General features: G+C 42.1%; 24 protein-coding genes, 1 pseudogene and 1 riboswitch. Of the genes and pseudogenes, 11 read left to right on the top strand and 14 right to left on the bottom strand.

All coding sequences use genetic code 11. The annotated features are described in order from the left end of the window. Window positions 1-100: 100 nt before the first annotated feature. Entirely contained in the window at window positions 101-1738 is a 1638-nt protein-coding gene (locus tag QZ331_RS11545) for a DUF4080 domain-containing protein (RefSeq protein WP_294630369.1), read from the bottom strand. Window positions 1739-1848: 110 nt separating this feature from the next. On the opposite strand from QZ331_RS11545, the gene QZ331_RS11540 reads away from it, so the two are divergent. Continuing rightward, window positions 1849-2247, top strand: a complete 399-nt coding sequence (locus QZ331_RS11540) for a hypothetical protein (RefSeq protein ID WP_294630367.1) — start codon at window positions 1849-1851, stop codon at window positions 2245-2247. Between the two features lie 90 nt (window positions 2248-2337). Here QZ331_RS11540 and QZ331_RS11535 read toward each other — a convergent pair whose 3' ends face one another. Both QZ331_RS11535 and rlmD read right to left on the bottom strand, forming a co-directional pair. Then, complete coding sequence (locus QZ331_RS11535; protein ID WP_294630365.1) at window positions 2338-3258, bottom strand: RluA family pseudouridine synthase; 921 nt, start codon at window positions 3256-3258, stop codon at window positions 2338-2340. Between the two features lie 13 nt (window positions 3259-3271). After that, window positions 3272-4636 carry a 23S rRNA (uracil(1939)-C(5))-methyltransferase RlmD gene (gene rlmD, locus QZ331_RS11530; protein ID WP_294630374.1) on the bottom strand — a complete coding sequence of 455 codons (1365 nt, stop codon included), beginning with the start codon at window positions 4634-4636 and terminating at the stop codon, window positions 3272-3274. Between the two features lie 254 nt (window positions 4637-4890). Here rlmD and ppdK point away from each other — a divergent pair, with 254 nt between their 5' ends. The 3 genes from ppdK (at window position 4891) to QZ331_RS11515 (ending at window position 9233) form a co-directional block, all read left to right on the top strand. Continuing rightward, entirely contained in the window at window positions 4891-7611 is a 2721-nt protein-coding gene (gene ppdK / locus QZ331_RS11525) for a pyruvate, phosphate dikinase (RefSeq protein ID WP_294630363.1), read from the top strand. A gap of 220 nt (window positions 7612-7831) precedes the next feature. Next, window positions 7832-8344 (top strand): outer membrane beta-barrel protein, encoded by a 513-nt coding sequence (locus QZ331_RS11520; RefSeq protein ID WP_175629178.1) that lies wholly within the window; start codon window positions 7832-7834, stop codon window positions 8342-8344. A gap of 250 nt (window positions 8345-8594) precedes the next feature. Further along, window positions 8595-9233: a porin family protein gene (locus QZ331_RS11515; protein ID WP_294630373.1), complete on the top strand. Its 639-nt coding sequence runs from the start codon at window positions 8595-8597 to the stop codon at window positions 9231-9233. A gap of 95 nt (window positions 9234-9328) precedes the next feature. On the opposite strand, the gene QZ331_RS11510 is transcribed toward QZ331_RS11515, so the two are convergent. The 8 genes from QZ331_RS11510 to QZ331_RS11475 form a co-directional block, all read right to left on the bottom strand. After that, window positions 9329-9937 carry a thiamine phosphate synthase gene (locus QZ331_RS11510; RefSeq protein WP_294630361.1) on the bottom strand — a complete coding sequence of 203 codons (609 nt, stop codon included), beginning with the start codon at window positions 9935-9937 and terminating at the stop codon, window positions 9329-9331. A 61-nt stretch (window positions 9938-9998) separates the two neighbouring features. After that, complete coding sequence (locus QZ331_RS11505; protein WP_294630359.1) at window positions 9999-10691, bottom strand: HesA/MoeB/ThiF family protein; 693 nt, start codon at window positions 10689-10691, stop codon at window positions 9999-10001. 4 nt (window positions 10692-10695) lie between these two features. Continuing rightward, window positions 10696-11820 carry a 2-iminoacetate synthase ThiH gene (thiH, locus tag QZ331_RS11500; protein ID WP_024988336.1) on the bottom strand — a complete coding sequence of 375 codons (1125 nt, stop codon included), beginning with the start codon at window positions 11818-11820 and terminating at the stop codon, window positions 10696-10698. A 26-nt stretch (window positions 11821-11846) separates the two neighbouring features. Beyond that, the gene (gene thiC / locus QZ331_RS11495) at window positions 11847-13529 is read right to left on the bottom strand and encodes a phosphomethylpyrimidine synthase ThiC (protein ID WP_294630357.1); all 1683 of its coding nucleotides are present in this window, start codon (window positions 13527-13529) and stop codon (window positions 11847-11849) included. Between the two features lie 35 nt (window positions 13530-13564). Continuing rightward, window positions 13565-14341: a thiazole synthase gene (locus QZ331_RS11490; protein WP_294630355.1), complete on the bottom strand. Its 777-nt coding sequence runs from the start codon at window positions 14339-14341 to the stop codon at window positions 13565-13567. A gap of 1 nt (window position 14342) precedes the next feature. Next, window positions 14343-14972: a thiamine phosphate synthase gene (locus tag QZ331_RS11485; protein WP_294630353.1), complete on the bottom strand. Its 630-nt coding sequence runs from the start codon at window positions 14970-14972 to the stop codon at window positions 14343-14345. Window positions 14973-14976: 4 nt separating this feature from the next. Then, complete coding sequence (thiS, locus tag QZ331_RS11480) at window positions 14977-15177, bottom strand: sulfur carrier protein ThiS (RefSeq protein WP_294630351.1); 201 nt, start codon at window positions 15175-15177, stop codon at window positions 14977-14979. Between the two features lie 60 nt (window positions 15178-15237). Next, window positions 15238-15332, bottom strand: a riboswitch (TPP riboswitch). A gap of 177 nt (window positions 15333-15509) precedes the next feature. After that, entirely contained in the window at window positions 15510-16127 is a 618-nt protein-coding gene (locus QZ331_RS11475) for a superoxide dismutase (RefSeq protein WP_294630349.1), read from the bottom strand. Window positions 16128-16381: 254 nt separating this feature from the next. Between QZ331_RS11475 and QZ331_RS11470 the strand changes: the two genes are divergently transcribed. From QZ331_RS11470 to QZ331_RS11440, 6 genes and pseudogenes are all read left to right on the top strand, one after another. Further along, window positions 16382-18757: a UvrD-helicase domain-containing protein gene (locus QZ331_RS11470; protein ID WP_294630347.1), complete on the top strand. Its 2376-nt coding sequence runs from the start codon at window positions 16382-16384 to the stop codon at window positions 18755-18757. A 22-nt stretch (window positions 18758-18779) separates the two neighbouring features. Continuing rightward, on the top strand, window positions 18780-19478 hold the full coding sequence (locus tag QZ331_RS11465) for a glycine zipper family protein (RefSeq protein WP_294630345.1): 699 nt from the start codon (window positions 18780-18782) through the stop codon (window positions 19476-19478). A gap of 46 nt (window positions 19479-19524) precedes the next feature. Then, complete coding sequence (locus QZ331_RS11460; RefSeq protein WP_294630343.1) at window positions 19525-20424, top strand: Rpn family recombination-promoting nuclease/putative transposase; 900 nt, start codon at window positions 19525-19527, stop codon at window positions 20422-20424. A gap of 277 nt (window positions 20425-20701) precedes the next feature. Then, window positions 20702-21304, top strand: a complete 603-nt coding sequence (locus tag QZ331_RS11455) for a hypothetical protein (RefSeq protein ID WP_294630341.1) — start codon at window positions 20702-20704, stop codon at window positions 21302-21304. 339 nt (window positions 21305-21643) lie between these two features. Then, window positions 21644-22576, top strand: a pseudogene (locus QZ331_RS11445) (IS1595 family transposase). A 1-nt stretch (window position 22577) separates the two neighbouring features. Then, window positions 22578-22949, top strand: a complete 372-nt coding sequence (locus QZ331_RS11440) for a hypothetical protein (RefSeq protein WP_294630337.1) — start codon at window positions 22578-22580, stop codon at window positions 22947-22949. 6 nt (window positions 22950-22955) lie between these two features. On the opposite strand, the gene QZ331_RS11435 is transcribed toward QZ331_RS11440, so the two are convergent. Further along, window positions 22956-23480, bottom strand: coding sequence for a hypothetical protein (locus QZ331_RS11435; protein ID WP_294630335.1), 525 nt, complete (start codon window positions 23478-23480; stop codon window positions 22956-22958). A 302-nt stretch (window positions 23481-23782) separates the two neighbouring features. On the opposite strand from QZ331_RS11435, the gene QZ331_RS11430 reads away from it, so the two are divergent. Continuing rightward, complete coding sequence (locus tag QZ331_RS11430) at window positions 23783-24028, top strand: hypothetical protein (RefSeq protein ID WP_294630333.1); 246 nt, start codon at window positions 23783-23785, stop codon at window positions 24026-24028. 4 nt (window positions 24029-24032) lie between these two features. On the opposite strand, the gene QZ331_RS11425 is transcribed toward QZ331_RS11430, so the two are convergent. Next, entirely contained in the window at window positions 24033-24167 is a 135-nt protein-coding gene (locus tag QZ331_RS11425) for a hypothetical protein (RefSeq protein WP_294630331.1), read from the bottom strand. A gap of 4 nt (window positions 24168-24171) precedes the next feature. Further along, window positions 24172-24492 (bottom strand): hypothetical protein, encoded by a 321-nt coding sequence (locus tag QZ331_RS11420; RefSeq protein WP_294630330.1) that lies wholly within the window; start codon window positions 24490-24492, stop codon window positions 24172-24174. Between the last annotated feature and the right edge of the window lie 238 nt (window positions 24493-24730).

The following is a 24730-nucleotide window of genomic DNA, read 5'->3' as shown; positions in this document are numbered from 1 at the left end:
TCACCGTCCGATTGGACAGATAAAATATTCACTAATTTAATTCAACCAACAGGTATTCATATGAAAACAACAGTTTGCTCGTTTGGAGACTTATCCAGTATTAAGTGATAGCTTTAAATACTGGTTGTATCTTCTGAATCTCCGATTCAAAACCGAACCAGTAGCCATATTGCCCTTCTTCGGTAGTAGGAAGAAAGCACAATCGTAGACTCTCACGGTACAAGCCATATACTACTTCCCAGTTTTCGGGAGGTACTTGTCTCTTGGTTTTCACCTTTTCTGCCGGAGTCTTTTTCAATGACATACCTGCTTCTATCCATGCGATGCTGACTTGCGTCAAATACTTCGGATAATGATTTTTGCAGAAATCATATAGGATAAGTCCTCTTCTTTCCAGACTTAAAGGAGTGTCGATGACATCTTTTTGCACCAAATGGTTAAGGAATTCATGTAAGAAAGAAGGATTCTCCAAAATTAGTGTCCGGGTAATCTTTTGCCAGGTAGGTGTATTGTAGAATCCGTCTAACATACGGGACAGATAATGTGCTGTTTGCAGTTCGTCTACTGTGATTTCACGGGTTTGCAGTACTTCATAGGGTGGAAGCGGTGAGTATTGGATACCCAATTCTTCCGCTCGTCTACGCATTTCCGTGCCGGGAAGCAGCTTTAGGGATTCCAATTGGATTTCCCCTGCGCCATATTCCGCCAAAGTGCGGACATCTTCGAATATCTCTGACAAATGATAGAGTGGGAGTCCTGCTATCAAGTCGGCGTGTGTCTCCATATTTTTGAGGGAGCATAGATATTTTAATCCTTCGAGCGCGTCGGATAGTCTTCCGATGCGTCGACTTTGTTGCAGAACAGGCTCTTTTAAACTTTGGATTCCAGCTTCCAAATGCAATAAGCCTTTCGGAAGAGTGGATAATTCCTGTTTTAATACTTCGGATAGGAGAGCCGGATGAATCTCCAGATGGAAACAGATGTCCGGATAGTTACGGAATAGGTCGAGCAATTCTTTTGCCCGTTTATTGTTGTAATTGAATGTACGGTCGAGGACACGTACATTCTTGATTCCATGTCGGTGGATGTCATTCAGACGCTCGCGGATGGTTTCCAACGGAATGGTGCGTACAGGCTTTTCGCCACCGCTGACACAAAAGGCGCAAGTGTTGAAACAGCCGCGTGTTGTCTCAAGTTGGACAAAGGGCTTGCTCCAGTTGAAGAAGCGGCTCTTCTCGGGAGATATGAGTTGTGCGAAATTCATGACACGGGCAATACCGTTGTCCTGATATTGGTTGTTTTCATCTACATAACAGAGTCCAGTTATCGGTTTCCACTCTTCTTTAGGATGATTCCATACTTTTAGCCACAAAGGGAATACTTCTTCGCCTTCTCCGCGAAACACTCCGCTTACATATTTGTTCTTATATAGGAATTCCTCGTTGTTTCCCAAAAACTCGGGACCGCCGAGTATGATGCAACAATGAGGTAATAATGCTTTTGCACGTGAAACAATGTGTAATAGTTGCTCGTGATTGAATAGCCAGTTGGTAGCGGCAATGATATCCGGACGCTGGCGATAGATTTGATTGACAACGCTGCCGGTGTTTTCGTTGATTGTGGCAGAGACTACGCACCATTCAATAGTAGTATCGTCTGCTATTTGAGCATGGAGAGCAGGAAGTGCCAGCGAGGAATGGGCATATGAGCTATTCAAATCAAGCCAAAGGAGTTTCATGTGAGTTTTTTTTAATTGCGCCGCAAAGGTACAAAAAACTTGTGGCTTGGAACAGATAGTAAAATAAAAACGCTAAATTTGTATTTATAAACGCAATAAACTGGAAGATTATGAAAAAGATTAAGAGATATGCAGGTATCTTAATGATGCTGACTTTGTTGGTCGGCTTTACTTCGTGTGAGGATGATGATAGTATTTATAATGATTTGATGGGACGTACTTGGGTCGGTGACTTGTGGTTTGGAGATGATGACGACCCGATAGAAAGCGGTATTCGCTTGGATGAGCATGGTTTGGGGATTGATTATCAGATTTATGATTATGACGGTGTACCTGCTGGTGACTTACCTTTCCGTTGGTGGGTGGATTATGGGATATTATACCTTGATTACGGTCCTCATTATGCGGTGCGTGAAATAAGAGGGGTAAGTGTTAGAGGTCGTTATTTGCTGGGAGACTTATATCTTGATGGGGTATATATTGATTACATTGAGTTAAAGATGCAGTAAATAGGGGTTAGGAAACAAGATGTTTTATGAAATAGAAAGCGGTGCTTTAGTCTTGTAAAGCACCGCTTTCTATTTCATAAGATTTTAGCCTTATTTCTTCAAAAACAGCTTCTTGAAATCTGCCGGATAAGGTGTCTCAAACTCCATCAAATCTCCCGTTACCGGATGATAAAAACAGAGTTTGAAAGCGTGGAGTGCCAATCGTCCGATGGGATTTGAATAGTCCTCTCCGCCATATCTTCCGTCGCCGATAATCGGATGTCCCAAATCCTGCATATGTACACGGATTTGATTTTTACGCCCTGTTTCCAAATCGAGTTCCATAAGGGAGTATCCGTTCGCACGTTTGATAGTCCGGTAATGCGTGATTGATTTCGAACCACCGTCGTCATATTCGCTGGAGCTTACATACAAGGTCTTATCGGTCAACCAAGATACTATCGTATCATAATCCTTCTCCATGATTCCTTTCACTACCGCGACGTATCTGCGGTCTGTCACTATTTCGTGCCAGTAGTCGCGTAGGGTCCGTTGGGTTTTCTCGTCTTTGGCAAACATCATCAGGCCGGAAGTGTCTCTGTCCAGGCGGTGAACCACGAATACACGGAACTGACGTCCGGAACGTTTTACATATTCATTCAGTATCGTATGAGCGGTACGCTCTTTCTGACGTTCCGTGCTGACGGATAAAAGTCCTTGCATCTTTTCGACAACAATGATATAAGCGTCCTCATACACAATTTTCAGCAATTTGTTACTAAATTCTTTCTTTCCTTTCTGCTTGCTGATTTGCACCTTCATCCCCGGTTGCAGAGGGAAGTTGAATTGTGTGGTAATTACATTGTCGACGAATACCACCCGTTTGCTTAACAAGGATTTCAGCTTTGTGCGGCTTGCATCCGGCATTTTGGCAGCCAGGAAATCCATAAGCTCCATAGGTTCTCTGACGATGTAGTTCGTATATTGGGCGCGTATTCTCTCTGCAGGCGTCTTCATCGGTCTTTTTCCCATTTCTCTTTTTCTTTTATCTAAGTTCTAACAATACCACATTCTCCACATGATGAGTATGGGGGAACATATCTACCGGCTGCACTGCCTTTACTTTGTATTTACCATCCAGCAATTGCAAATCGCGGGCTTGAGTGGCAGGGTTGCAACTTACGTAAACAATCCGTTTCGGTTCGGCGAACAAAATGACATCAACCACATCCTGATGCATACCTGCACGCGGAGGGTCTGTGATGATAACATCCGGACGTCCATGCTGATTGATGAATTCCTGAGTCAGCATATCCTTCATGTCGCCGGCATAGAACAAGGCGTTCTTTATATTGTTGATTTCCGCATTCACCTTCGCATCTTCAATGGCTTCCGGCACATACTCGATGCCAATCACCTGGCGGGCCTGGCGCGATACGAAGTTTGCAATCGTACCCGTTCCCGTGTAGAGGTCATACACTAACTCACTACCGGTCAGGCCGGCAAAATTGCGGGCTATTTTATAAAGGTTGTAGGCTTGCTCCGAATTGGTTTGGTAGAACGATTTCGGACCAACCTTGAAGCGCAGTCCTTCCATTTCTTCAAAGATATGATCTTTGCCTTTGAATACGTGTACGTCCAAATCGTTGATGGTATCGTTACATTTATTATTAATAATGTATAGTAGGGAGGTAATTTCTGGGAAGGAATCGGCAATGAACTGGAGCAGTTGCTTGAATAGTGCCATTTCGTGCTCTTCCGTAATCCGGCAAATCACGATTACCATCAGTTCGCCTGTTGACGAAGTGCGTACAATCATATTGCGGAGCATACCTTCCTGTGTACGCAGATTGATGAACGGGTAATTATGTTCGTAAGCATAGTCACGTATGGCGTTGCGGATACGGTTGGATATGTCATCCTGCAACCAGCATTTCTCAATAGCCAGTACTTTGTCGAACGCTCCCGGAATATGAAAACCGACGGCATTCATCTGGTCATACTTCACATCCTGACGAACCTCTTCATTGGTGAGCCAACGTTTGTTGGAGAACGTGAATTCTAATTTATTTCTGTACCACTCGGTTTTGACAGAGCCGAGAATCGGAGAAATTTCGGGAAGTTCGATTTTTCCGATACGTCTCAAGTTATCTTCCACCTGCTTCTGCTTGTATCTGATTTGTTCCGAGTAGGGGAGCACCTGCCATTTGCAGCCGCCGCATACGCCGTAGTGCTGGCAGAAAGGCACGGCTCGGTTGGGAGAGAGTTCGTGAAACTTCACCGCTTCTGCTTCGGCATATTTATTTTTCTTACGCTTGATTTGAAGGTCGACGACATCACCCGGCACCACGTAGGGTACAAAAATCACCAGGTCGTTTACTTTTGCGATGGCTTTTCCTTCGGCAGCCACATCCATGATTGTTACCTTCTCCAATAAGGGAAGTTCTTTTTTCTTTCTTGCCACTTTTACACCATTCTAATAATTACTTTGCAAAAGTAAGTATTTTTTTTGGGAAAACTTTCGTGTCTGTAGAAATAATCCGGATTGTAATGTCGAAATTGCATTTTGATAGAAAGTTTTTTCTCAAAAAGTTTTCTGATTTGCGAAATATACTTAGATTTGCGAGCAGAAAAAAGTCATAATGTAACTTTAAACACAATATTATGGATAGAAAAAGAGTTTATACTTTTGGAAATGGCCAGGCAGAAGGTAAGGCCGACATGAAGAATTTGTTAGGTGGTAAAGGTGCCAACCTTGCCGAAATGAATTTAATTGGAATTCCAGTTCCTCCCGGATTTACAATAACTACAGACGTATGTACGGAATATAACACGTTGGGACGTGATAAAGTGGTTGAGTTGCTGAAAGATGAAGTCGTTAAAGCCATCGCTCATGTAGAGGGTTTGATGAAATCTAAATTCGGTGACATTGAAAATCCTTTATTGGTGTCTGTACGTTCTGGTGCGCGCGCGTCTATGCCGGGTATGATGGATACGATTCTGAACCTGGGGCTGAACGATGAAGTAGTGGAAGGTATTATCCGTAAGACCGGTAATGCACGTTTTGCATGGGACTCTTACCGTCGTTTTGTGCAAATGTATGGTGATGTGGTTTTGGGAATGAAACCTACTAATAAGGAAGATATTGATCCGTTTGAAGCTATCATCGAAGAGGTGAAAGAGGCAAAAGGTGTGAAACTCGATAACGAGTTGGAAGTGGAAGACTTGAAAGAACTCGTGAAGAAATTTAAAGTTGCCGTAAAAGAACAGACGGGAAAAGATTTTCCGACTTGTGCATACGAACAACTTTGGGGGGCTATCTGTGCTGTATTCGATTCATGGATGAACGAACGTGCTATCCTTTATCGTAAGATGGAAGGAATTCCCGATGAATGGGGAACAGCCGTCAATGTACAGGCAATGGTATTCGGTAATATGGGAGATACTTCCGCAACCGGTGTTTGCTTCTCACGCGATGCTGCTACAGGCGAAGACCTTTTCAATGGCGAGTACTTGATTAACGCACAAGGTGAGGACGTTGTGGCTGGTATTCGTACGCCGCAGCAGATTACCAAAATCGGTTCTCAACGTTGGGCACAATTGGCAGGTGTAGGCGAAGAAGAACGTGTTGCAAAATATCCTTCAATGGAAGAGGCTATGCCGGAAATCTACAAAGAACTGGATGCACTTCAGACGAAACTGGAAAATCACTATAAAGATATGCAGGACATGGAGTTCACCGTACAGGAAGGTAAACTTTGGTTCCTCCAGACACGTAACGGTAAGCGTACAGGCGCAGCTATGGTGAAGATTGCTATGGATTTGCTCCGTCAGGGTATGATTGACGAAAAAACTGCCTTGACACGTGTTGAACCAAATAAACTGGACGAATTGCTCCACCCCGTATTTGACAAGGATGCTCTGAAAAATGCAAAAATCCTGACTCGCGGTCTTCCAGCTTCTCCGGGTGCGGCTACTGGTCAGATTGTATTCTTTGCAGAAGATGCTGCTGAATGGCGTGCTGCTGGCAAACGCGTGGTGATGGTTCGTATTGAAACATCTCCCGAAGACTTGGCAGGTATGGCTGTTGCCGAAGGTATTCTTACTGCCCGTGGCGGTATGACTTCTCATGCTGCCGTAGTAGCCCGTGGTATGGGTAAATGCTGTGTATCGGGTGCAGGTGCGTTGAATATCGACTATAAGGCACGTACGGTAGAAATTGATGGTGTGGTGCTGAAAGAGGGTGACTACATCTCTTTGAACGGAAGTACAGGTGTTGTATACAACGGCAAGGTAGAAACAAAAGCTGCTGAACTTTCTGGTGACTTTGCTGAACTGATGAAGTTGGCGGACAAATATACCCGTCTGCAAGTGCGTACCAATGCAGATACTCCTCATGATGCGGAAGTAGCACGTAACTTCGGTGCGGTGGGTATCGGTCTTTGCCGTACGGAACATATGTTCTTTGAAGGCGAAAAGATTAAGGCAATGCGTGAAATGATTTTGGCAGAAGATGCCGAAGGACGTCGTAAGGCGTTGGCTAAGATTCTGCCGTATCAGCAGGCTGACTTCAAGGGTATCTTTAAGGCAATGGCGGGCTGTCCAGTGACTGTACGTCTGCTCGATCCTCCTTTGCATGAGTTCGTTCCTCATGATTTGAAAGGACAACAGGAAATGGCGGATACTATGGGCGTAAGTTTGCAGTATATCCAGCAACGTGTAGAATCATTGTGTGAACACAACCCGATGTTGGGTCACCGTGGTTGCCGTCTGGGAAATACATATCCTGAAATTACTCAGATGCAGACACGCGCTATCTTGGGTGCTGCATTGGAATTGAAGAAAGAAGGAGTGGAGACTCATCCGGAAATTATGGTTCCGCTGACTGGTATCTTGTATGAATTCAAGGAACAGGAAAACGTGATTCGTACAGAGGCAGCGAAGTTGTTCGAAGAACTGGGAGACAGCATTGACTTCAAAGTAGGTACAATGATTGAAATCCCGCGCGCAGCTTTGACAGCCGATCGTATTGCTTCTTCTGCTGAATTCTTCTCATTCGGTACAAATGACTTGACGCAGATGACCTTCGGTTACTCTCGTGACGATATTGCTTCCTTCCTTCCTGTTTATCTGGAAAAGAAGATTTTGAAAGTAGACCCATTCCAGGTGCTCGATCAGAATGGTGTGGGACAATTGGTTCGTATGGCAACAGAAAAAGGCCGTGCTATCCGTCCGGATTTGAAATGTGGTATTTGCGGTGAACATGGTGGCGAACCTTCTTCAGTGAAGTTCTGCCACAGAGTAGGATTAAACTACGTTAGTTGTTCTCCATTCCGCGTACCTATCGCAAGACTGGCGGCGGCACAGGCTGCTATTGAGGGATAGTTGAATACACTGGTTAGGTACTTAACTATCTGATAAATAGGCTGTAAATACTTGTAAAGGTATTTGCAGTCTATTTTTTTTATGTAAACTAAAACTGTGTATTTTATGAAAAACTAACTAAAAAGTTGTTTTATCAAGAAAAGGGTTATACTTTTGCACCCCGGAAAATAAGGTATTTCGGGGAGTCACCCCGTAGTGTTTAATTAAAAACAACGATAAAATGAAAAAGATTGTAATTTTGTTTTTTGTGGTAATGGTAGCATTGTCTGCTAAAGCTCAGTTCTATGTAGGTGGTAATGTTGCATTGTGGCATAATGATGATGCTGATAATACTTCTTTTTTGATAGAGCCGGAGCTTGGATATAATTTGAGTGAGCAATGGGCAGTCGGAGCTACATTGGGATTTGCACATAACAGCGAAGAGACAGTTGGCTTTAAAAATGCTTTCAGTTTTGCTCCTTACGTTCGCTACTCTTATTATGAAAATAAAGTGGTACGTCTGTTTTTAGACGGTGGTATCGGAGTTTCCTCTGTAAAATGGAAAGGAGATTCTGAAGGCGGTTTTGAATTAGGTATTAAACCGGGACTTGCTATAAAATTGAACGACCATTTCAGTCTGGTGACTAAATGTGGTTTTCTAGGATATAGGGATGATTATGTTTATGGCACTAACGGTTACGGATTTTCATTTGGTAGCGAAGACTTGTCTTTTGGCTTTCACTACGAATTCTGATAAAAAACGAACAAGAAATAGGAAAGGGAGTTCTCTAGAATAGGGAATTCCCTTTTTTTATGTATAAACTCTATAATTTACGCATTTGTTAACGAAAAAGTTGTTTAATACGAATTGCAATTATACATTTGCATATCGTAAGCAATAAGGAAAATAAAATCCTTGAGTATTAATTTAAAACTTTAAAATTATGAAGAAGAGTGTATTATTTGTTTTATTTGCACTGATTTCAGTAACAGGTTTTTCTTAGATTACAGGTTGGAATGCCAAGGTTGGTATGAATGTCAGTAACTGGACAACGGATGACATGAAAGCGAAAGTTGGTTTCAGAGTTGGGGTTGGAACAGAGTATGCATTCAATGATATGTGGTCATTGCAGCCTTCTTTGTTCTTTTCTACTAAAGGAACAAAAGTTGATAGTGGAGAATTTATGGGAGCTAGTGCTAAAGTGACTGTGAATCAAATGTATCTGGAATTACCTGTAATGGCTGCTGCTCGTTTTAATGTGGCTGATAATACAAATTTGGTTGTTAGTGCAGGTCCCTATTTGGCTTATGGTGTAGGTGGTAAAACGAAGGCTACTGTTAAAATGCAGGGAGATGAAGCTAAGGTAAAGTTTAATACTTTTGGAGATATAGACAAAGTAACTCTTGAATATAATGGACAAAGTACTGATGTTTCTATTAAAGATCTTGAAGATGAAACTGGTGAAGACTTGTCAGGAGCGAAAGGACTGAATCGTTTTGATTTTGGTTTAGGTGTTGGAGTGGCATTGGAATATAATAAATTTATTGTTGGGCTGGACGGACAGTTCGGATTGACTAAATTACAAACCGGTGGTGGCAAAAATATGAATTTTGCAATCAGTGTGGGATATAAATTCTGGTAAATATCTATAGAAAAAAGAAAGCCGTTGCAGAGGATGATTCGCAACGGCTTTTTTATTATTGAGTGAATAAGATTAATAAATATAAGTTTTTCTCTTTAATCCGACAACTTCTTCAACTTCTTGAAATGTTCAATCACAGCTAGGTAATTCTGGTCCGAGCAAGCATCAAATTTATTCCAAAGGTCACCCAGTACGGCAGCTCCGCAAAAACCGAAATCTTTGATTTCAAGTAGGTTATCTTGATTGATACCGCCCAATGCCATTACTTTAGAATCAATGATTTTAGCTTTCTGGGCCTCACGCAATTCTTCGGCAGTATATGTGGAATAGTGGTTCACTTTAGAGATACTGTCATAGATAGGACTCATGAAAACATAATCATAGAAATGCTTTTTATTTTTTACTTCTTCGACAGAGTGACAGGAGCAACTGACGTGTCCCGCATAGTCATGCGGCTCTTTCGGGTTACGTGCATTCAGATGGATTCCCATCAGGTTGAATTCCTCTTTCAGGTAAAAGTGCTCGTGTGTGACAATGCGACGGTGATATTTTTCCGGGATAAGTGTCAGTAATCGTTCTGAATACATAGCCGGAGTTTCCGGTTTCCTAAGATGTAGAATATCCAGACCCTCTTCGAAAAGAGCGGTAATAATTTTATCTTCTTCAACGAAGAAAGTGGGGGTAGTGACTACAATTAATTTCATTTCCTTTGTTAACTTGGATTGTTTAGCAAAGTTAGCAATTAACTATATCACAAACCAATGTTTATAGTGAAAATTTGTTAGATTGCAATGTCCGCAAGTCAATAGTCCATAGTTCACCCGCTAAAACGTTGCCAAAACCACAAATTATTTTCAGGACTTCCGTAGCTTCAATGCTTCCTACGACGGCGGGAGTTATTCCCATCACCCCTTTAGGGGGTGGCGGCATCCGTTTCATTTCCTCTTCGTCAGGATAAAGGTCACGGTAGCTTTTCTTCCGGCTGCCGTAATTGAATACTGAAACTTGTCCTTCGAAACCACAGATAGCACCATATATGTACGGCTTTCCCTGCTCGATACAAATATCATTAATCAGGTAACGTGTGGTGAAGTTGTCGCAGCCATCCACAACCATGTCATATTCCCGGATAATGTCACGGGCATTATTTTCTGTCAGTCGGGTAGGGTAATGTGCTACCTTGATTTCACTGTTGAGGGCAGAGAGCCGTTCCGCTGCGCAAACTGCCTTAGGCTTGCCCAACTCTTTCTCGGAATAAAGCACTTGCCGCTGCAGATTACTGATACTTACCACGTCATCATCTACCAGTCCGATGTACCCCACACCGGCAGCCGCCAGGTAAAGGGCGATGGGAGAGCCCAGCCCTCCCACACCTACAATAAGAACTTTTGCTTTCTGCAGTTTTCTCTGACCTTCCTCTCCGATTTCGGGAAGAATTATTTGCCTGTCGTATCGCATCCGCTTATCTTTTAAAATCGAAAGACTGGTCCCAATCCTTCCAAATCGGTTCACGCCCCAACTTCTTCAAATCACGTTCCACTTCAACCGCTTTCCGTTCATCGCTGACATGGAACTGCTCCAATGTCTGGGGATAACTGTAATATCCCCCCGGTTCTGTCTTACTTTCCGCACTCATGGTTGTTACGCCCAGTGTTGCCATGTTATTCCGGATTTCTGCGCTTTCACGGGTAGAATAGGAGATGTCCACATCATGGTCGAAGATACGCATGGCGAATGTCAGTTGCGCCAGTTCATGGTCGTTCATGATAACGTTCGGCTGGAAACCTCCATTTTCCGACGGGCGCATACGTGGGAAGTTTACGCTGTATTTGGTTTTCCAATAATGTTTTTGCAGATAGCGCAGATGATATGCCATCATCGTTACATCTGTCCGCCATTCTTCCAGACCGATAAGGACACCCATGCCAATCTTATGTACACCTGCCTGTCCCATGCGGTCAAAACCGTTGACTCGCCATTCAAATTTAGACTTCATGCCTCTTGGATGATACGTCTTGTAGTTTGCCTTGTTGTAAGTTTCCTGGAAACAGATTACACCGTTCAGTCCATGTTTTGTCAGTTCCTTATACTCTTCCGCTTTAAGCGGCATTACCTCAATTTGTAGATTGCTGAAATAAGGCTTTGCCAAATCCAGCGCACGGGCGATATACGGAACTCCGGCTGCCGCAGGGTTCTCACCCGTCACGAGCAGGAGATTCTCAAAAGGAGCCAACCGCTTGATGGCTTTGTATTCATTGATAATCTCTTCCTCTGTCAGTATCGTCCTCTTCATCGGATTGCTGATGTGGAAGCCGCAATAGACACAGGAGTTAGTACATGAATTGGTCAGATAGAGCGGGACAAACATGGAGATTGTTTTGCCGAACCGTTCCATCGTGTATTTTTGGCTGAGATGTGCCATCACTTCCAGATAAGGAGTGGCGGCGGGTGAAATCAGCGCCATAAAGTCGTTGACATCCAAATGCTCTTTCTTACTTAGCGCACGGCGTACGTCGGCATCTGTTTTGGAATAGATGGCTTTTGTCGTCTCTTCCCAAGAGATTTTTTCTAATTCGTCTGAGAACATTTTGTTAGTGATAATTTTTGAGTGATTTATCGTTTTTTTAAATCGCGTGATAGTCGCATTGCACAAAAGTTAGGTCCGCACATCGTACAGTATTCACCGTCGATGTGATGTCCTGCACGGAAATATGCTTGTGCCCGTTCCGGGTCGAGCGACAGGTCGAACTGGTCTTTCCAACGGAATTCATAACGTGCTTTGCTCAGTGCATTATCGCGTACTTGTGCACCCGGATGTCCTTTGGCAAGGTCGGCGGCATGGGCGGCTATTTTGTAGGTGATAACTCCTACACGTACATCCTCTTTGTCCGGCAAGGCAAGATGCTCTTTGGGTGTTACATAACAAAGCATGGCTGTACCCAGCCAACCTATCTGTGCCGCACCGATGGCGGAAGTGATATGGTCGTATCCCGGAGCAATATCCGTCACCAACGGGCCGAGCGTGTAGAATGGTGCATCGTGGCATTTCTCAATCTGACGTTCCATATTCTCTTTGATTTTGTGCATCGGCACATGACCGGGTCCCTCAATAAAGGCCTGCACATTCTTCTCCCAGGCACGGAGTACGAGTTCGCCCATTGTGTCCAACTCGGCAAATTGAGCCTCATCGTTGGCATCGTAGATGGAGCCCGGACGCAGGCCGTCACCCAAAGATACCGCTACATCATATTCTGCCAAAATATCGCAAATATCGTCAAAGTGTTCATACAAGAAACTTTCCCGGTCGTGAACCAGGCACCATTTGCTCATGATACTTCCTCCACGACTGACGATACCGCACAACCGCTTGTCGGCAAGATGCACATTGTGGCGGCGGATACCTGCATGGATGGTAAAATAATCCACTCCCTGTTCGCATTGTTCAATCAAGGTATCCCGGTAGATTTCCCAGGTCAGGTCTTCCACCACGCCGTTTACCTTTTCGAGTGCCTGATAGATGGGAACCGTACCGACCGGAACGGGGCAGTTCCGGATAATCCATTCGCGTGTCTCGTGGATATTCTCTCCTGTAGAGAGATCCATCAAAGTGTCGCCGCCCCATTTACAGCTCCACAGAGCTTTCTCTACCTCTTCGTCAATACTCGACGTGGTAGCCGAGTTGCCGATGTTCGTATTGATTTTTACTAAGAAGTTACGTCCGATAATCATCGGTTCGGCTTCCGGATGATTGATGTTGGCGGGTAGTACGGCACGTCCTTCGGCTATCTCCTTGCGGACAAATTCGGGGGTGATATGTGTCTTGATTCCCAATTCCTCACAATTCATATTCTCGCGGATGGCTACGTATTCCATTTCGGGAGTTATGATACCTCTTTTTGCATAGGCCATTTGCGTGATGGTTTCTCCTTTTTTTGCACGGTAGGGTAGGGCGATATGTTCAAAACGCAGGTGGTCGAGACTTTTGTCATCCCGTCTCATACGCCCGTATTCGGAAGTGATTTCGGGAAGTTGTTCCACATCGCCTCGCCCCACAATCCATGCTTCGCGCATTCGCGGCAATCCTTTTTTCAGGTCGATGGTCATTTCCGTGTCGCTGAACGGCCCGCTGGTGTCATATACATATATTTCGGGATTCGGTATCGCTATCTTTTCACCGCCATCAAAACCGACACTGGGCACTTGTTCCACTTTCCGCATGGCTACGCGGATATCCGGAAAGAGTTTGCCGAGTAAATATACTTTTTGGGAGCGGGGGAATTTGATTCTTTGTTTCATGATTGTTGTTTTAGTAGTTGACTGCTCATTCATCATCATTTATCCAGAAAGGCGGTTAGCGGTGAGCTTGCTTCGGCTATAAAATTATCGGCTTGTAATCCTAACCCTGCTTCGTAAGCCTGTCTGCCGGCTTCAGTGGCTGCTTTGAAAGCCTTTGCCATCTCTACCGGATTTCCGGCAACGGCAATTGCTGTATTCACCAACACGGCGGAAGCTCCTAACTCCATCGCTTCGGCAGCATGGCTGGGTGCACCGATACCGGCGTCCACTACGACAGGAATACCCGCTTGTTCGATTATGATTTGCAGAAATTCTTTGGTTTGCAGACCTTTGTTTGTACCAATCGGTGCACCGAGTGGCATGACAGTGGCGGCTCCTGCTTCCTCTAAGCGTTTGCAAAGTACAGGGTCAGCTTGACAGTAAGGCATTACGACAAAACCTAATTTTACTAACTCTTCCGTAGCTTTCAGAGTCTCGATAGAGTCGGGAAGTAAATAACGGGGATCAGGATGGATTTCTAATTTTAGCCAGTTCGTTCCAAAAGCCTCACGGGCAAGTTGTGCAGCGAATACAGCTTCTTCCGCATCACGTACGCCCGAAGTATTGGGTAATAACTGGATGTCCGGATGAATAATATGTTTCAGCATATCGTCCTCTTTATTGTCCATATCGATGCGCTTCATGGCGACGGTAACCATCTCTGTGCCAGAAGCTAAGATAGACTGTTCCATTGCTTCATTGGAATCGAATTTTCCTGTTCCCAAGAAAAGGCGGGAGTTAAACTCGCGGCCTGCAATTACTAATTTTCCCATTTTATATATTTTTTGAAGATGAATTGATGATTCTACGTGTCTCTTTTGTTGGATTCTCCGCCTGGAGAATTGTGCCGGATATGGCAATCCCATTCACTCCTGTACGGAGAATTACGGGAATATCCTCAACGGTAATTCCGCCGATGGCCACTACAGGCAGTTTGATATTCTTTTCCCGCATTTGCGATAGGATAGAAGTATATCCTTCCAGACCCAATACGGGGCTCAGTTTTTTTTTGGTAGTAGTAAACCGGAAAGGACCGATACCGAGATAATCTGCTCCGGCATGGTAATGCAGCATAACATCTTCAAATGTATTTGCTGTCCCTCCGATGATAAAGGCTTCTCCGAGCATCTGCCGTGCCTGGTCGACAGGCATATCTTGTTTGCCCAAATGCACACCGTCCACTTCCAGTTTCTTTACCAGTTCGACATGGTCATCAAGAATCAAAGTAGCTTCGTGCTCTTTGCAAAGCGTTTTCAGTTGCAGAGCCACTGTTTCCACTTCTTCGAGAGTAGCTTCCTTCATTCGTAGTTGAATCCATTTGCATCCGCCTTCGAGAGCCATACGTGCCGATTCGAGGTAGGAATAACGTTCGGTTTGATGAGTGATGAATTGTAGGTTGACCATTCCGTTATCCTCCGCAAGCCGCTTTGATAATCACTATGTTGTCGTTCTCATGTAGTGTGAAATATTCCCATTCGGTACGGGAAATCAATAGGTTGTTTACGGCGATGGCAATGCCTTGAACCGGAAGTTCGAGTTGCGCTATCAGTTGTGCGAGGGTAGAGTCAGCAATTATTTCCACCTCTTTGTTGTTTACTTGTACTTTCATTGTCTTGTCAGAATAAATAAGTTGAAAGTAAATACAAAGAGCGTGCTTTTATAGAAAGGCGATAGGAAGAAACACAATCCCTACGGCAGTACTAACTGCGTCAGGTTCTTAGGGTATAATCTCAGCCCCTCATAGGGGCACCCCTTTGTCTTTACGATGGCAAAGTAAGCGAAAAAGAAACAGAAAACATCAAAAAACGTGTAATTTTTAGCAAAAGTTTTTTATTCGGTCTTTTGGAGGTTGTTTTCTCTTTCCTTCTTAGACAAAAAGGCCGTTGTGATTTTCACAACGACCTTTTCGTCAGTATAGTTTAGTTAAGTTAGTGAATCCGGCTACATCCTTTTTTCAACCACATTCCAGTCGATGATGTCCCAAAGGGAATTTATATGGTCTGCACGGCGGTTTTGGTAATCTAAGTAATAGGAGTGTTCCCACACATCGAATCCGAGAAGCGGTTTCAGTCCGGCACGTACAGGATTGCTGCCGTTTCCTTCTTTGGTGATATGCAGTTTACCGTTCTTGTCGACGGAGAGCCACGCCCATCCCGAACCGAATAATCCTACTGCTGCCGCATTGAATTCCTTCTTGAAGTTTTCAAAGTTTCCAAAATCACGTTTGATAGCTTCTCCCAGTTTGCCTGTCGGTTCTTTTTGGGCAGGTTTCGGGGCAAATTGTAGGAAATATAAGTTGTGATTTAACACTTGTCCGGCGTTATTGAATATAGCTCCGTCCGGTGCGGTAGCAACGATTTCTTCTACCGTTTTACCTTCATACTTTGTTCCCAGAACGAGATTGTTCAGATTATTTACATACGTTTGCAGATGTTTTCCGTAATGGAAGTCTATTGTTTGCTGACTGATTACAGGTTCCAACGCATTGTTTGCGTAGGGAAGTTTAGGCATTTCGTAAGTCATTGTCATCATAATTAAAGACATTAATATAGTATTCATAATGTTACAAGTTTTATTATTCTTGTTATACTCTAAATAACAGAAGCCTGTTGCAAAATGTTCATGGTAGTTTAAGCCTTTTGGGGATTTTCTTCAAAAAGAACCTTTTCGACTAATACGAAACGATTGGACTTGACGCCAAAAAACTGATAAAAAAAATCTTTATTCTCGATTGAATGTTATACTTTTGTATTGAAAACAAAATTGAATACAGAGAGTTTGCTGAAAAACTCATTGTTTTTATAATGCTGTTTATGAATACCAAATATATCGAGGAATTGAACGAGAACCAGTGTGCGGCAGTGACTTACAACGACGGCCCTTCATTGGTAATAGCCGGTGCCGGTTCGGGAAAAACGCGCGTGTTGACTTATAAAATCGCTTATCTGCTGGAGAACAACTATAATCCGTGGAATATTTTGGCACTGACCTTTACCAATAAGGCGGCGCGAGAGATGAAGGAGCGTATTGCCCGTCAGGTAGGTATGGAGCGGGCGCGTTATTTGTGGATGGGGACATTCCATTCCATTTTCTCCCGTATTCTCCGTGCCGAGGCACAATATATCGGATTTACTTCCCAATTTACCATTTATGATACTGCCGACAGTAAAAGTCTGCTTCGTTCCATCATCAAAGAAATGGGACTTGATGAAAAGACCTATAAACCGGGAGTCGTACAAGCCCGTATATCCAACGCCAAAAATCATTTGGTCACTCCTGCGGGATATGCTGCCAATAAGGAAGCGTATGAAGGAGATATGGCAGTCAAGATGCCCGCTATCCGTGATATTTACACCCGTTATTGGGAGAGATGTCGTCAGGCAGGAGCTATGGACTTTGACGACTTATTGATATATACGTATCTTCTATTCCGTGATTTTCCAGATGTGCTCACACGTTATCGGGAGCAGTTCCGTTATGTATTGGTCGACGAGTATCAGGATACCAACTATGCCCAACATAGTATCGTTCTGCAATTGACCAAGGAGAATCAGCGAGTTTGTGTGGTGGGAGATGATGCACAAAGTATCTATTCTTTTCGTGGAGCGGATATTGACAACATCCTCTATTTTACAAAAATCTATCCAAATACGAAAGTTTTCAAACTGGAACAGAATTATCGTTCTACCCAAACCATTGTCTGGGCAGCCAATAGCCTGATTGAAAAGAATGAGCGACAGATACGAAAAGCAGTGTTTTCCGAGAAAGAGAAAGGGGAAGCTATTGGCGTATTTCAAGCATATAGTGATGTGGAAGAGGGTGATATCATTGTAAATAAAATAGCCGAATTGCGTCGTGAACATTCCTACGGTTATGCGGATTTTGCTATCCTGTACCGTACGAATACGCAAAGCCGTATCTTTGAAGAGGCTCTTCGGAAGCGTACAATGCCTTATAAGATTTACGGTGGACTTTCTTTTTATCAGCGAAAAGAGATAAAAGACGTTGTTGCCTATTTCCGTTTGGTAGTGAACCCGAACGACGAAGAAGCCTTCAAACGTATCATCAATTATCCTGCCCGTGGTATCGGAGATACTACCGTTGGTAAAATAATATCGGCAGCAAATGATCATGGAGTCAGCCTGTGGAACGCACTTTGTGAGCCGTTGACCTATGGACTGAATATAAACAAAGGAACGCACACCAAACTTCAAGGTTTCCGTGAATTGATAGAAAGATTCATTACTGATTTGGCAGGCAAGAATGCTTATGAGATAGGAACGGATATTATCCGTCAGTCCGGTATTATCAATGAAATTTGCCAAGATACTTCTCCGGAGAATCTGAGTCGCAAGGAAAATATAGAGGAATTGGTAAACGGTATGAACGACTTCTGTGCCTTGCGGCAGGAAGAAGGAAATCCGAATATTGCTCTTACCGATTTCCTTTCTGAAATTTCATTACTTACCGATCAGGATTCGGATAAAGAAGATGATGGAGAGAAAATTACTCTGATGACAGTTCATTCCGCTAAAGGATTGGAATTTAAAAATGTGTTTGTGGTCGGTTTGGAAGAAAATCTGTTCCCCAGTGGTATGGTAGGAGACTCTCCGCGTGCGTTGGAAGAAGAACGTCGCTTATTTTATGTGGCCATTACCCGTGCGGAAGAACATTGTTATCTGTCATATGCCAAAACCCGTTTTCGCTACGGAAAGATGGAATTTGGAAGCCCCAGCCGTTTTTTGCGGGATATTGATATTAACTATTTACGGATGCCGCACGAGGCGGGAATCAGTCGTCTGGTAGATGAAGGCGCGGGACGTTTCCGCAGAGAAATAGAAGGAGGATTTATCCGTTCTGCTTCTTCGTCACATCCACCTTTCGGAAATCCCTCTTCTTCAGAGCGGCGTGAACGACCGAAGGCGCAGATTATAGCTCCCAGTGTGCCAAGAAACTTGAAGAAGGTAAGTGCGATAAGTAATAGTGGAGAAACTCATACATCGTCTTCCGGTTCTGTGTCAACGGCAGGAGTACTTGTCGGGCAAATGATTGAACATGAGCGTTTCGGGTTAGGAGAGGTGCTGAAAATAGAAGGAACGGGAGACAATGCCAAAGCCACCATTCGTTTTAAAAATGCGGGTGATAAACAACTATTATTGCGTTTCGCTCGTTTTAAGGTAGTAGAATAAGAATAACACTAAAGAAAGATTCATGAAGAAACAACTGACTGTAATGTTGCTTTTCGTTTTAATTTTGAGCGGATGTGTGTCGGGGCGTATGGGAAATCCGGGAGCTATCGTGGCAGGAGCTTCTATTGGTGGTAGCTTGGGAAGTTCGATAGGTGGGCTTGTCGGAGATAGAAATCGGGGTTGGCGTGGTGGTTATCATGGGTCTGCCATTGGAAATATTGTAGGAACCATTGCCGGTGCGGCAATCGGGAGCGCTCTGACTGCTCCCAAACAGGAGCCGATAGAAGATAATGCTTATATTCCCGAGGTACACGAAATTCGTATTCCCAAATATAAGCAGTCTTCACAACAGGTTCGACAGTCGTTTACCCAACTGAAATTGCGCAGGATTCGTTTTATTGATGATAACCGCAATCATGTGATTGATGCGGGAGAAAACAGTAAGATAATTTTTGAGATTATGAATGAAGGGCGAAATCCGGTTTATAATGTAGTGCCTGTCGTAGAAACTGTCGGGAAGGTGAAACATATCGGTATCTCTCCTTCGGTGATGATAGAGGAAATTCTTTCGGGCGAAGGTATCCGGTACACAGCCTCAATTCATGTAGGTGAGAGATTGAGAGACGGTGAGATAACGTTTCGCGTAGCAGTGGCGGACGAGAACGGGGTAATTTGCGATTCGCAGGAATTTACTTTGCTAAGCGCAAAAATAATAAATTGATTGATAGATACTTGACTTTAAACATTTTCTGCTTATCTTTGTTCGCATGAAAAAAGACAAGCAGAAAGGAGACGGACTTATGGCAGGTAATTATATTCGTTTCGATTGGGCGATGAAACGCTTGTTGCGTAACAAGGCCAATTTTTCAGTACTGGAGGGTTTTCTGACCACTCTTTTGAATGAAAAGATAGTCATTCGCAAACTGTTGGAGAGCGAAAGCAATCAGGAGGACGAGTTTGACAAGTATAATCGTGTGGATATGCTTGCGGAAAACTCTAAAGGTGAACTTATTTTGATTGAGATTCAAAATAATAATGAGTATGCGTATTTTCAACGTATGTTATTCGGCACTTCCAAATTGGTGACCGAATATATCAATCGTGGTGAAGGGTATGAGAAGGTAAGGAAAGTCTATAGTGTGAATATAGTCTATTTCTCTTTGGGTAACGGCAGGGATATAGTATATCATGGTAAGACCGAATTCCGTGGAATCTATCAGGGGGATATTTTAGAACTTACTCCTTTCCAAAAGCAGACTTTTAAGGTCGATAGTGTCAGCCAACTTTATCCCGAATATTATATTTTGAAGGTGAATGATTTTAATCAATTGGCCAAGAGTCCGTTGGAGGAATGGATTTATTATATGAATACGGGTGATATTCCTGATAGCGCAACCGCTCCGGGGTTGGATGAGGCTCGTCAACGTTTAAAACTTGATAAGATGACAAAAGAGGAGTTGAATGCTTATTATCGTCATTTGGATAATATTGTGATTTTGCGTGATAATATATATACTGAACGTGCTGAGGGCCGTGCAGAGGGGCTCGCTGAGGGGCGTATGGCAGAAAAACGGGCAACTGCATATACTATGAAATCTTTGAATATTCCATTTGAAACAATTTCTCAGGTAACAGGACTTTCCATTGAAGAAATAAATAGTTTGTAATGGAGTTACTATAAAATAGGGTGAATTTGATAGTAAAGAATACTCCTGTTTTATATAATATTATTTTATCGTTTATTGCTACTTTCATATGTGAAATTATATTTTTCACTATTTGTAAGTATGTCTATGAATCCAAGTTGTTATTCTGTTGAAACGATATATGTAGAAGAAAAACAGATGTTAATCAAAAATTTTTAGTTATGAAAAATAAAATAAGAGGCGTTATTGCCGTTGTTGCTATTGCTGTCGTTGTCTTTTTTTGATTAGTTCATGTGAATTGAGAAATGCTGATATTCAAAGAATCAACTTGCAATCGCAAGTACTGAATGATGAAATATTTACGATGAAGCCTGGGGATTTGCTCTTGGTCGACAATTATTTGGTTTGGTCTGATCCCTTTGCGCGCGATTATTTCTTGCATATACATAATTCATTAACCGGTGAAGAATTGGGGGTAATGGGAAAGGTAGGAGAGGGACCTAAAGAATTTGTTACACCTGTGATTAACAGATGTTGTGTCAATCGTCAAATTTTCGCAGTAGACGCTAATGGAAAGACAGTCGGTTACTTGTCTATTGATAGTTTGTTAAGTGGTAAAGAACCATTTTGTGAAGTGACAGGTAAAGAAAAAGAAATGAAGATGGAAAAAATGGACCATGATTTGTATATTGAATCTACTGATGATGGTTCGGATACATATTTTCGTACAATAATAAATGGGCAGGAATCTTTTTGGGGTGTTTATCCGATACCTGAAAAGAAAGAGCATATTGGTAGTTACAAGTCATATGACCCAGTGGAAGGATTATTTGTCTTTTCTTCTTTTAATTTCCCGTATTTAGCTTTATATAAGAGAGACAAAACGATTTTTACCTTATAGTGGGAGCATCGGGGTAATGAAGAAAACTATATCATTACAGATGATAGAGTAGTTTTTGATAGAAAAATAAGAGGAATGCGTGATGTATGTATGAGCAAAGATTATATTAGGTACTAATATCGCTAATTACACTGGAGGCACTTCCCATCGTTGGAGTGTCTCCTTTTAATAAACGTATTTTTCACAATCTTTAACTTAAATTCAAGCTACTCCGTCCTCAACTTTTTCGTTATATGCACAAGAGATTATCGAATTCATCAAGATTTTCTCCATGAACTCATTGCTGAACCAATCAATCTTTGTAAATTATAACATCATTAAAATTTGGAGGACAGCCTTATGAAAGACCCGTTCAAACTTAATGTATCATCCCTCATGGCTTTGTACGAACTGTTTCCTACCGAAGAAGCCTGTATCAAACATCTTGAAGCCATTAATTGGCACGGAAAACCTGTTTCACCATTTGACAAGACCTCTAAAGTTTATAAACTGAAAAGTGGCAAATATCGCTGTAAGAATACAGGTAAGAACTTTACCGTTCGCACAGGTACGATGTTTGAAAAGACAAAGATAAGTTTGCGTAAATAGTTTATTGCCATTTGGCTTGTAACCAATCATAAAACAGGTCTTTCCTCCTACCAACTTGCAAGTGATATAGAGGTCACACAAAAGACAGCATGGTATATGTTGCATAAAATACGTCATGCAATGCGCCTCGCCAATGAGAACTTCTTAGAAGAGGCTGTTGAAATAGACGAAACTCTTGTTGGCGGAAGAAACGGAAATCGTCATTGGGATAAGAAAGTACCTCATTCACAAGGACGCTCCCATAAGGACAAAGCACCTGTCGTTGGAATGATACAACGGGAAAATCTGATGAATGCACGGGTAACACCTGATACAAAATCCGATACCCTGTCTGCATTCATTAAAGAATACATACACCCCGATGCAATCATATATACAGATGAGAATGATGCCTACAATCAAATAGGATTTACTTATACCCGTTTCTACGTTGACCACAGTAAGAAACTATACAGCTATGAACATATAACAACCAACAGAATAGAGGGAGCTTGGACGCATTTCAAGCGTATGGTTAAAGGAACATATAGAACTCTACTTAAAAAGTATTTGCAGAAATACGTTGACGAGTTCGTGTATAGGTATAATCTGAGGGACATCAGCAATTCAGACCGATTTAACTGTTTCCTCTGCTGCGCTGACACACGTTATACATACAAGCAAATCAGAAAATCAGCGGCTTAAAATGAAAAGAAGAAAAGAACCAACAGAATTTAAACTTGGAACAATCATTGTTCCCTATATTGAAATGTTCAATGAAGCAGTAGCCATAAGGACAGAGGGTGTACAACTTATTATTGATACATATTTCAATGACCTGTCTATTGATAATATTCCCCAGCAATATGTATTCACTTGGGATTGGCTTGGCAAAGGTTACAAGTTTACCGTCATAAATCACCTCTATAAATCGTCTAAAGCGAAAACTAAACAAGGCTTTAAGAAGTTACTCGCAGAGGCATTGCCATTGCTTATAGACCCTAAAAACGGACTAATAAAAAAGCCGGAACTTAATCCGGCTGACTTAAATAGATTTAATAGGATAATAAAACAATAAGTCGGACTATTGTTTTCTGTTGTAAAATCTAAGTCCTTTGAAAAAAGGAGTTTCAATATCTTCTACTTTGATTTTTCCGACAGAATTAGGGACTTCATATTTATAAAGATATAGAGAATAGTAGAAAACATTGCACTCCTTAGCTTTTTCTTTGATTTCTTTATAGCATTTGTCCACAGAATAATTTTCAGATGTAGGAGTGATAGGATAAATTACAAAGGAAAATTCACGCCAATCACTGTCCTCTATCCCTGTTAGTAGAATTTTAACCTTTTCATCATTTGAGGTAAACATCTTGCAAGCAATTTTACTATATGGCTCAACATCTATCTTTAAAGAGTCCTTATAATCATCACATTTGTATTTCTTTCCAAGGCTTTCAATATAGTCTAAATAATCGCCACCTGATTTATAGACGCTTACAGCCTCAAGGACAATTTCAGACATGGAGTTGGGTACAGGCTTGGAACATGATTGTAATCCGAAAGCCATGATAGCTACGATGATTGGTAGAACAAAGAACTTTTTCATAATGGCGAATTTTTCGAGTTTTCCTCAGACAGCCAGTGAGAAATTACGTTATATATCAAAGAAAGTGGACTGCCACCTGTGTAATCCTCGAAAGCATCGCCAAACGCTTGTACAAACACACAGATGAGCAGCCCACTTGATATAGGTTGCCCTCTGTGCCTCGTTTGTACTTTTGTTGAATTGGCGATTCTTCGAGTATTAAGGCACTTTCCTTTAATTTACCAACAATGTTTAACCCCGAAAGGCTTGTGCAAATGTAGTAAATTCCCTATATTTGGACAAGAATTTTAAAGATTAATAATATGGCTGAATCCAAATGTCAAAATTGTAATAGTACGCAATTTGAAATTCAAACAAAAGAGATTAAAAAGGGGCAGGACAATTTTGAATTTGCATTTGTACAATGTGCTAAGTGCGGTTCTGTTGTAGGGGTATTGCAGACAAAAGTTGTTGTTACTTCAATGGTTAATACAACAAACGCCATTCTTGATGCAATTAGTAATGCAAAATTCGAATTGAATAAAGCTATTCATGAAAAGAAAAGCTGATTCTTTACATGAACTTGGCAAACACTTTATTAAACTCTTTCATATCTTTGACAATCAATTTAGGTTCAATAAAGTGTTTGTTTGCTCCTAATGCTTGAAGTATTTCTACTCGAACTTTATGTTTATTTTTCTTTCCCATATCCTTATCTATTTAAATCCACACGTGTAATCCACATATAATTGTCCGTTCCAAACTTGAAATCCTCCTTGTGGATAGATTGAGTGCGTTCAAGTAAGGTCTGCTCGGTCATGCCATTAGCAAAATTGTGACCGACATTCAATACGAGAGTAGTGATGTCTTGCGCATCACGAACTTCGTTATAGCGACATTCACGAGTTTTAAGGTGTACGTCATTCACAAGGAATACACGATGTTCACCTAATACATCAAGGATTAGAACCTTGCAGTTACAGTTCATTACAAGTCCTTGGCAGGTCTTCAAAATGTTTTCGTCTAATTTCATATCCAGTAATTTTAATGATTAGTAACTGTTTAACGACGTAAAAGTCGAGCAGTCCGTATGATATCTTAGGAATGGATTATGATTGAGTAGAACGTAGAGATGAACCGTTAATAAAATAGAAAAGACTGGTTTTGGGGATTTCTCAACTCCAGCTTTTCCAGTGTAGATATGTATATTAGTACCTTATATTAACGTGAGTTCGACGAAATCAAAACAGACTCAACTGTGTATCTAATGT

It is taken from the genome of uncultured Bacteroides sp. (genome assembly GCF_910586915.1).
GTDB lineage: Bacteria > Bacteroidota > Bacteroidia > Bacteroidales > Bacteroidaceae > Bacteroides.
This window is presented reverse-complemented; position numbering and strand designations above follow the sequence as displayed.

Coding starts and splice junctions, on each gene's coding strand:
- thiC (WP_294630357.1), bottom strand. CDS start 13,529: ATGAAACAAAGAATCAAATTCCCCCGCTCCCAAAAAGTATATTTACTC.
- QZ331_RS11465 (WP_294630345.1), top strand. CDS start 18,780: ATGAAGAAACAACTGACTGTAATGTTGCTTTTCGTTTTAATTTTGAGC.
- QZ331_RS11510 (WP_294630361.1), bottom strand. CDS start 9,937: ATGAAATTAATTGTAGTCACTACCCCCACTTTCTTCGTTGAAGAAGAT.
- QZ331_RS11520 (WP_175629178.1), top strand. CDS start 7,832: ATGAAAAAGATTGTAATTTTGTTTTTTGTGGTAATGGTAGCATTGTCT.
- thiS (WP_294630351.1), bottom strand. CDS start 15,177: ATGAAAGTACAAGTAAACAACAAAGAGGTGGAAATAATTGCTGACTCT.
- QZ331_RS11505 (WP_294630359.1), bottom strand. CDS start 10,691: ATGCGATACGACAGGCAAATAATTCTTCCCGAAATCGGAGAGGAAGGT.
- thiH (WP_024988336.1), bottom strand. CDS start 11,820: ATGTTCTCAGACGAATTAGAAAAAATCTCTTGGGAAGAGACGACAAAA.
- QZ331_RS11485 (WP_294630353.1), bottom strand. CDS start 14,972: ATGGTCAACCTACAATTCATCACTCATCAAACCGAACGTTATTCCTAC.
- QZ331_RS11475 (WP_294630349.1), bottom strand. CDS start 16,127: ATGAATACTATATTAATGTCTTTAATTATGATGACAATGACTTACGAA.
- QZ331_RS11535 (WP_294630365.1), bottom strand. CDS start 3,258: ATGGGAAAAAGACCGATGAAGACGCCTGCAGAGAGAATACGCGCCCAA.
- QZ331_RS11545 (WP_294630369.1), bottom strand. CDS start 1,738: ATGAAACTCCTTTGGCTTGATTTGAATAGCTCATATGCCCATTCCTCG.
- QZ331_RS11470 (WP_294630347.1), top strand. CDS start 16,382: ATGAATACCAAATATATCGAGGAATTGAACGAGAACCAGTGTGCGGCA.
- QZ331_RS11540 (WP_294630367.1), top strand. CDS start 1,849: ATGAAAAAGATTAAGAGATATGCAGGTATCTTAATGATGCTGACTTTG.
- QZ331_RS11420 (WP_294630330.1), bottom strand. CDS start 24,492: ATGAAATTAGACGAAAACATTTTGAAGACCTGCCAAGGACTTGTAATG.
- QZ331_RS11435 (WP_294630335.1), bottom strand. CDS start 23,480: ATGAAAAAGTTCTTTGTTCTACCAATCATCGTAGCTATCATGGCTTTC.
- QZ331_RS11425 (WP_294630331.1), bottom strand. CDS start 24,167: ATGGGAAAGAAAAATAAACATAAAGTTCGAGTAGAAATACTTCAAGCA.
- QZ331_RS11460 (WP_294630343.1), top strand. CDS start 19,525: ATGAAAAAAGACAAGCAGAAAGGAGACGGACTTATGGCAGGTAATTAT.
- QZ331_RS11490 (WP_294630355.1), bottom strand. CDS start 14,341: ATGGGAAAATTAGTAATTGCAGGCCGCGAGTTTAACTCCCGCCTTTTC.
- QZ331_RS11430 (WP_294630333.1), top strand. CDS start 23,783: ATGGCTGAATCCAAATGTCAAAATTGTAATAGTACGCAATTTGAAATT.
- QZ331_RS11440 (WP_294630337.1), top strand. CDS start 22,578: ATGAAAAGAAGAAAAGAACCAACAGAATTTAAACTTGGAACAATCATT.
- ppdK (WP_294630363.1), top strand. CDS start 4,891: ATGGATAGAAAAAGAGTTTATACTTTTGGAAATGGCCAGGCAGAAGGT.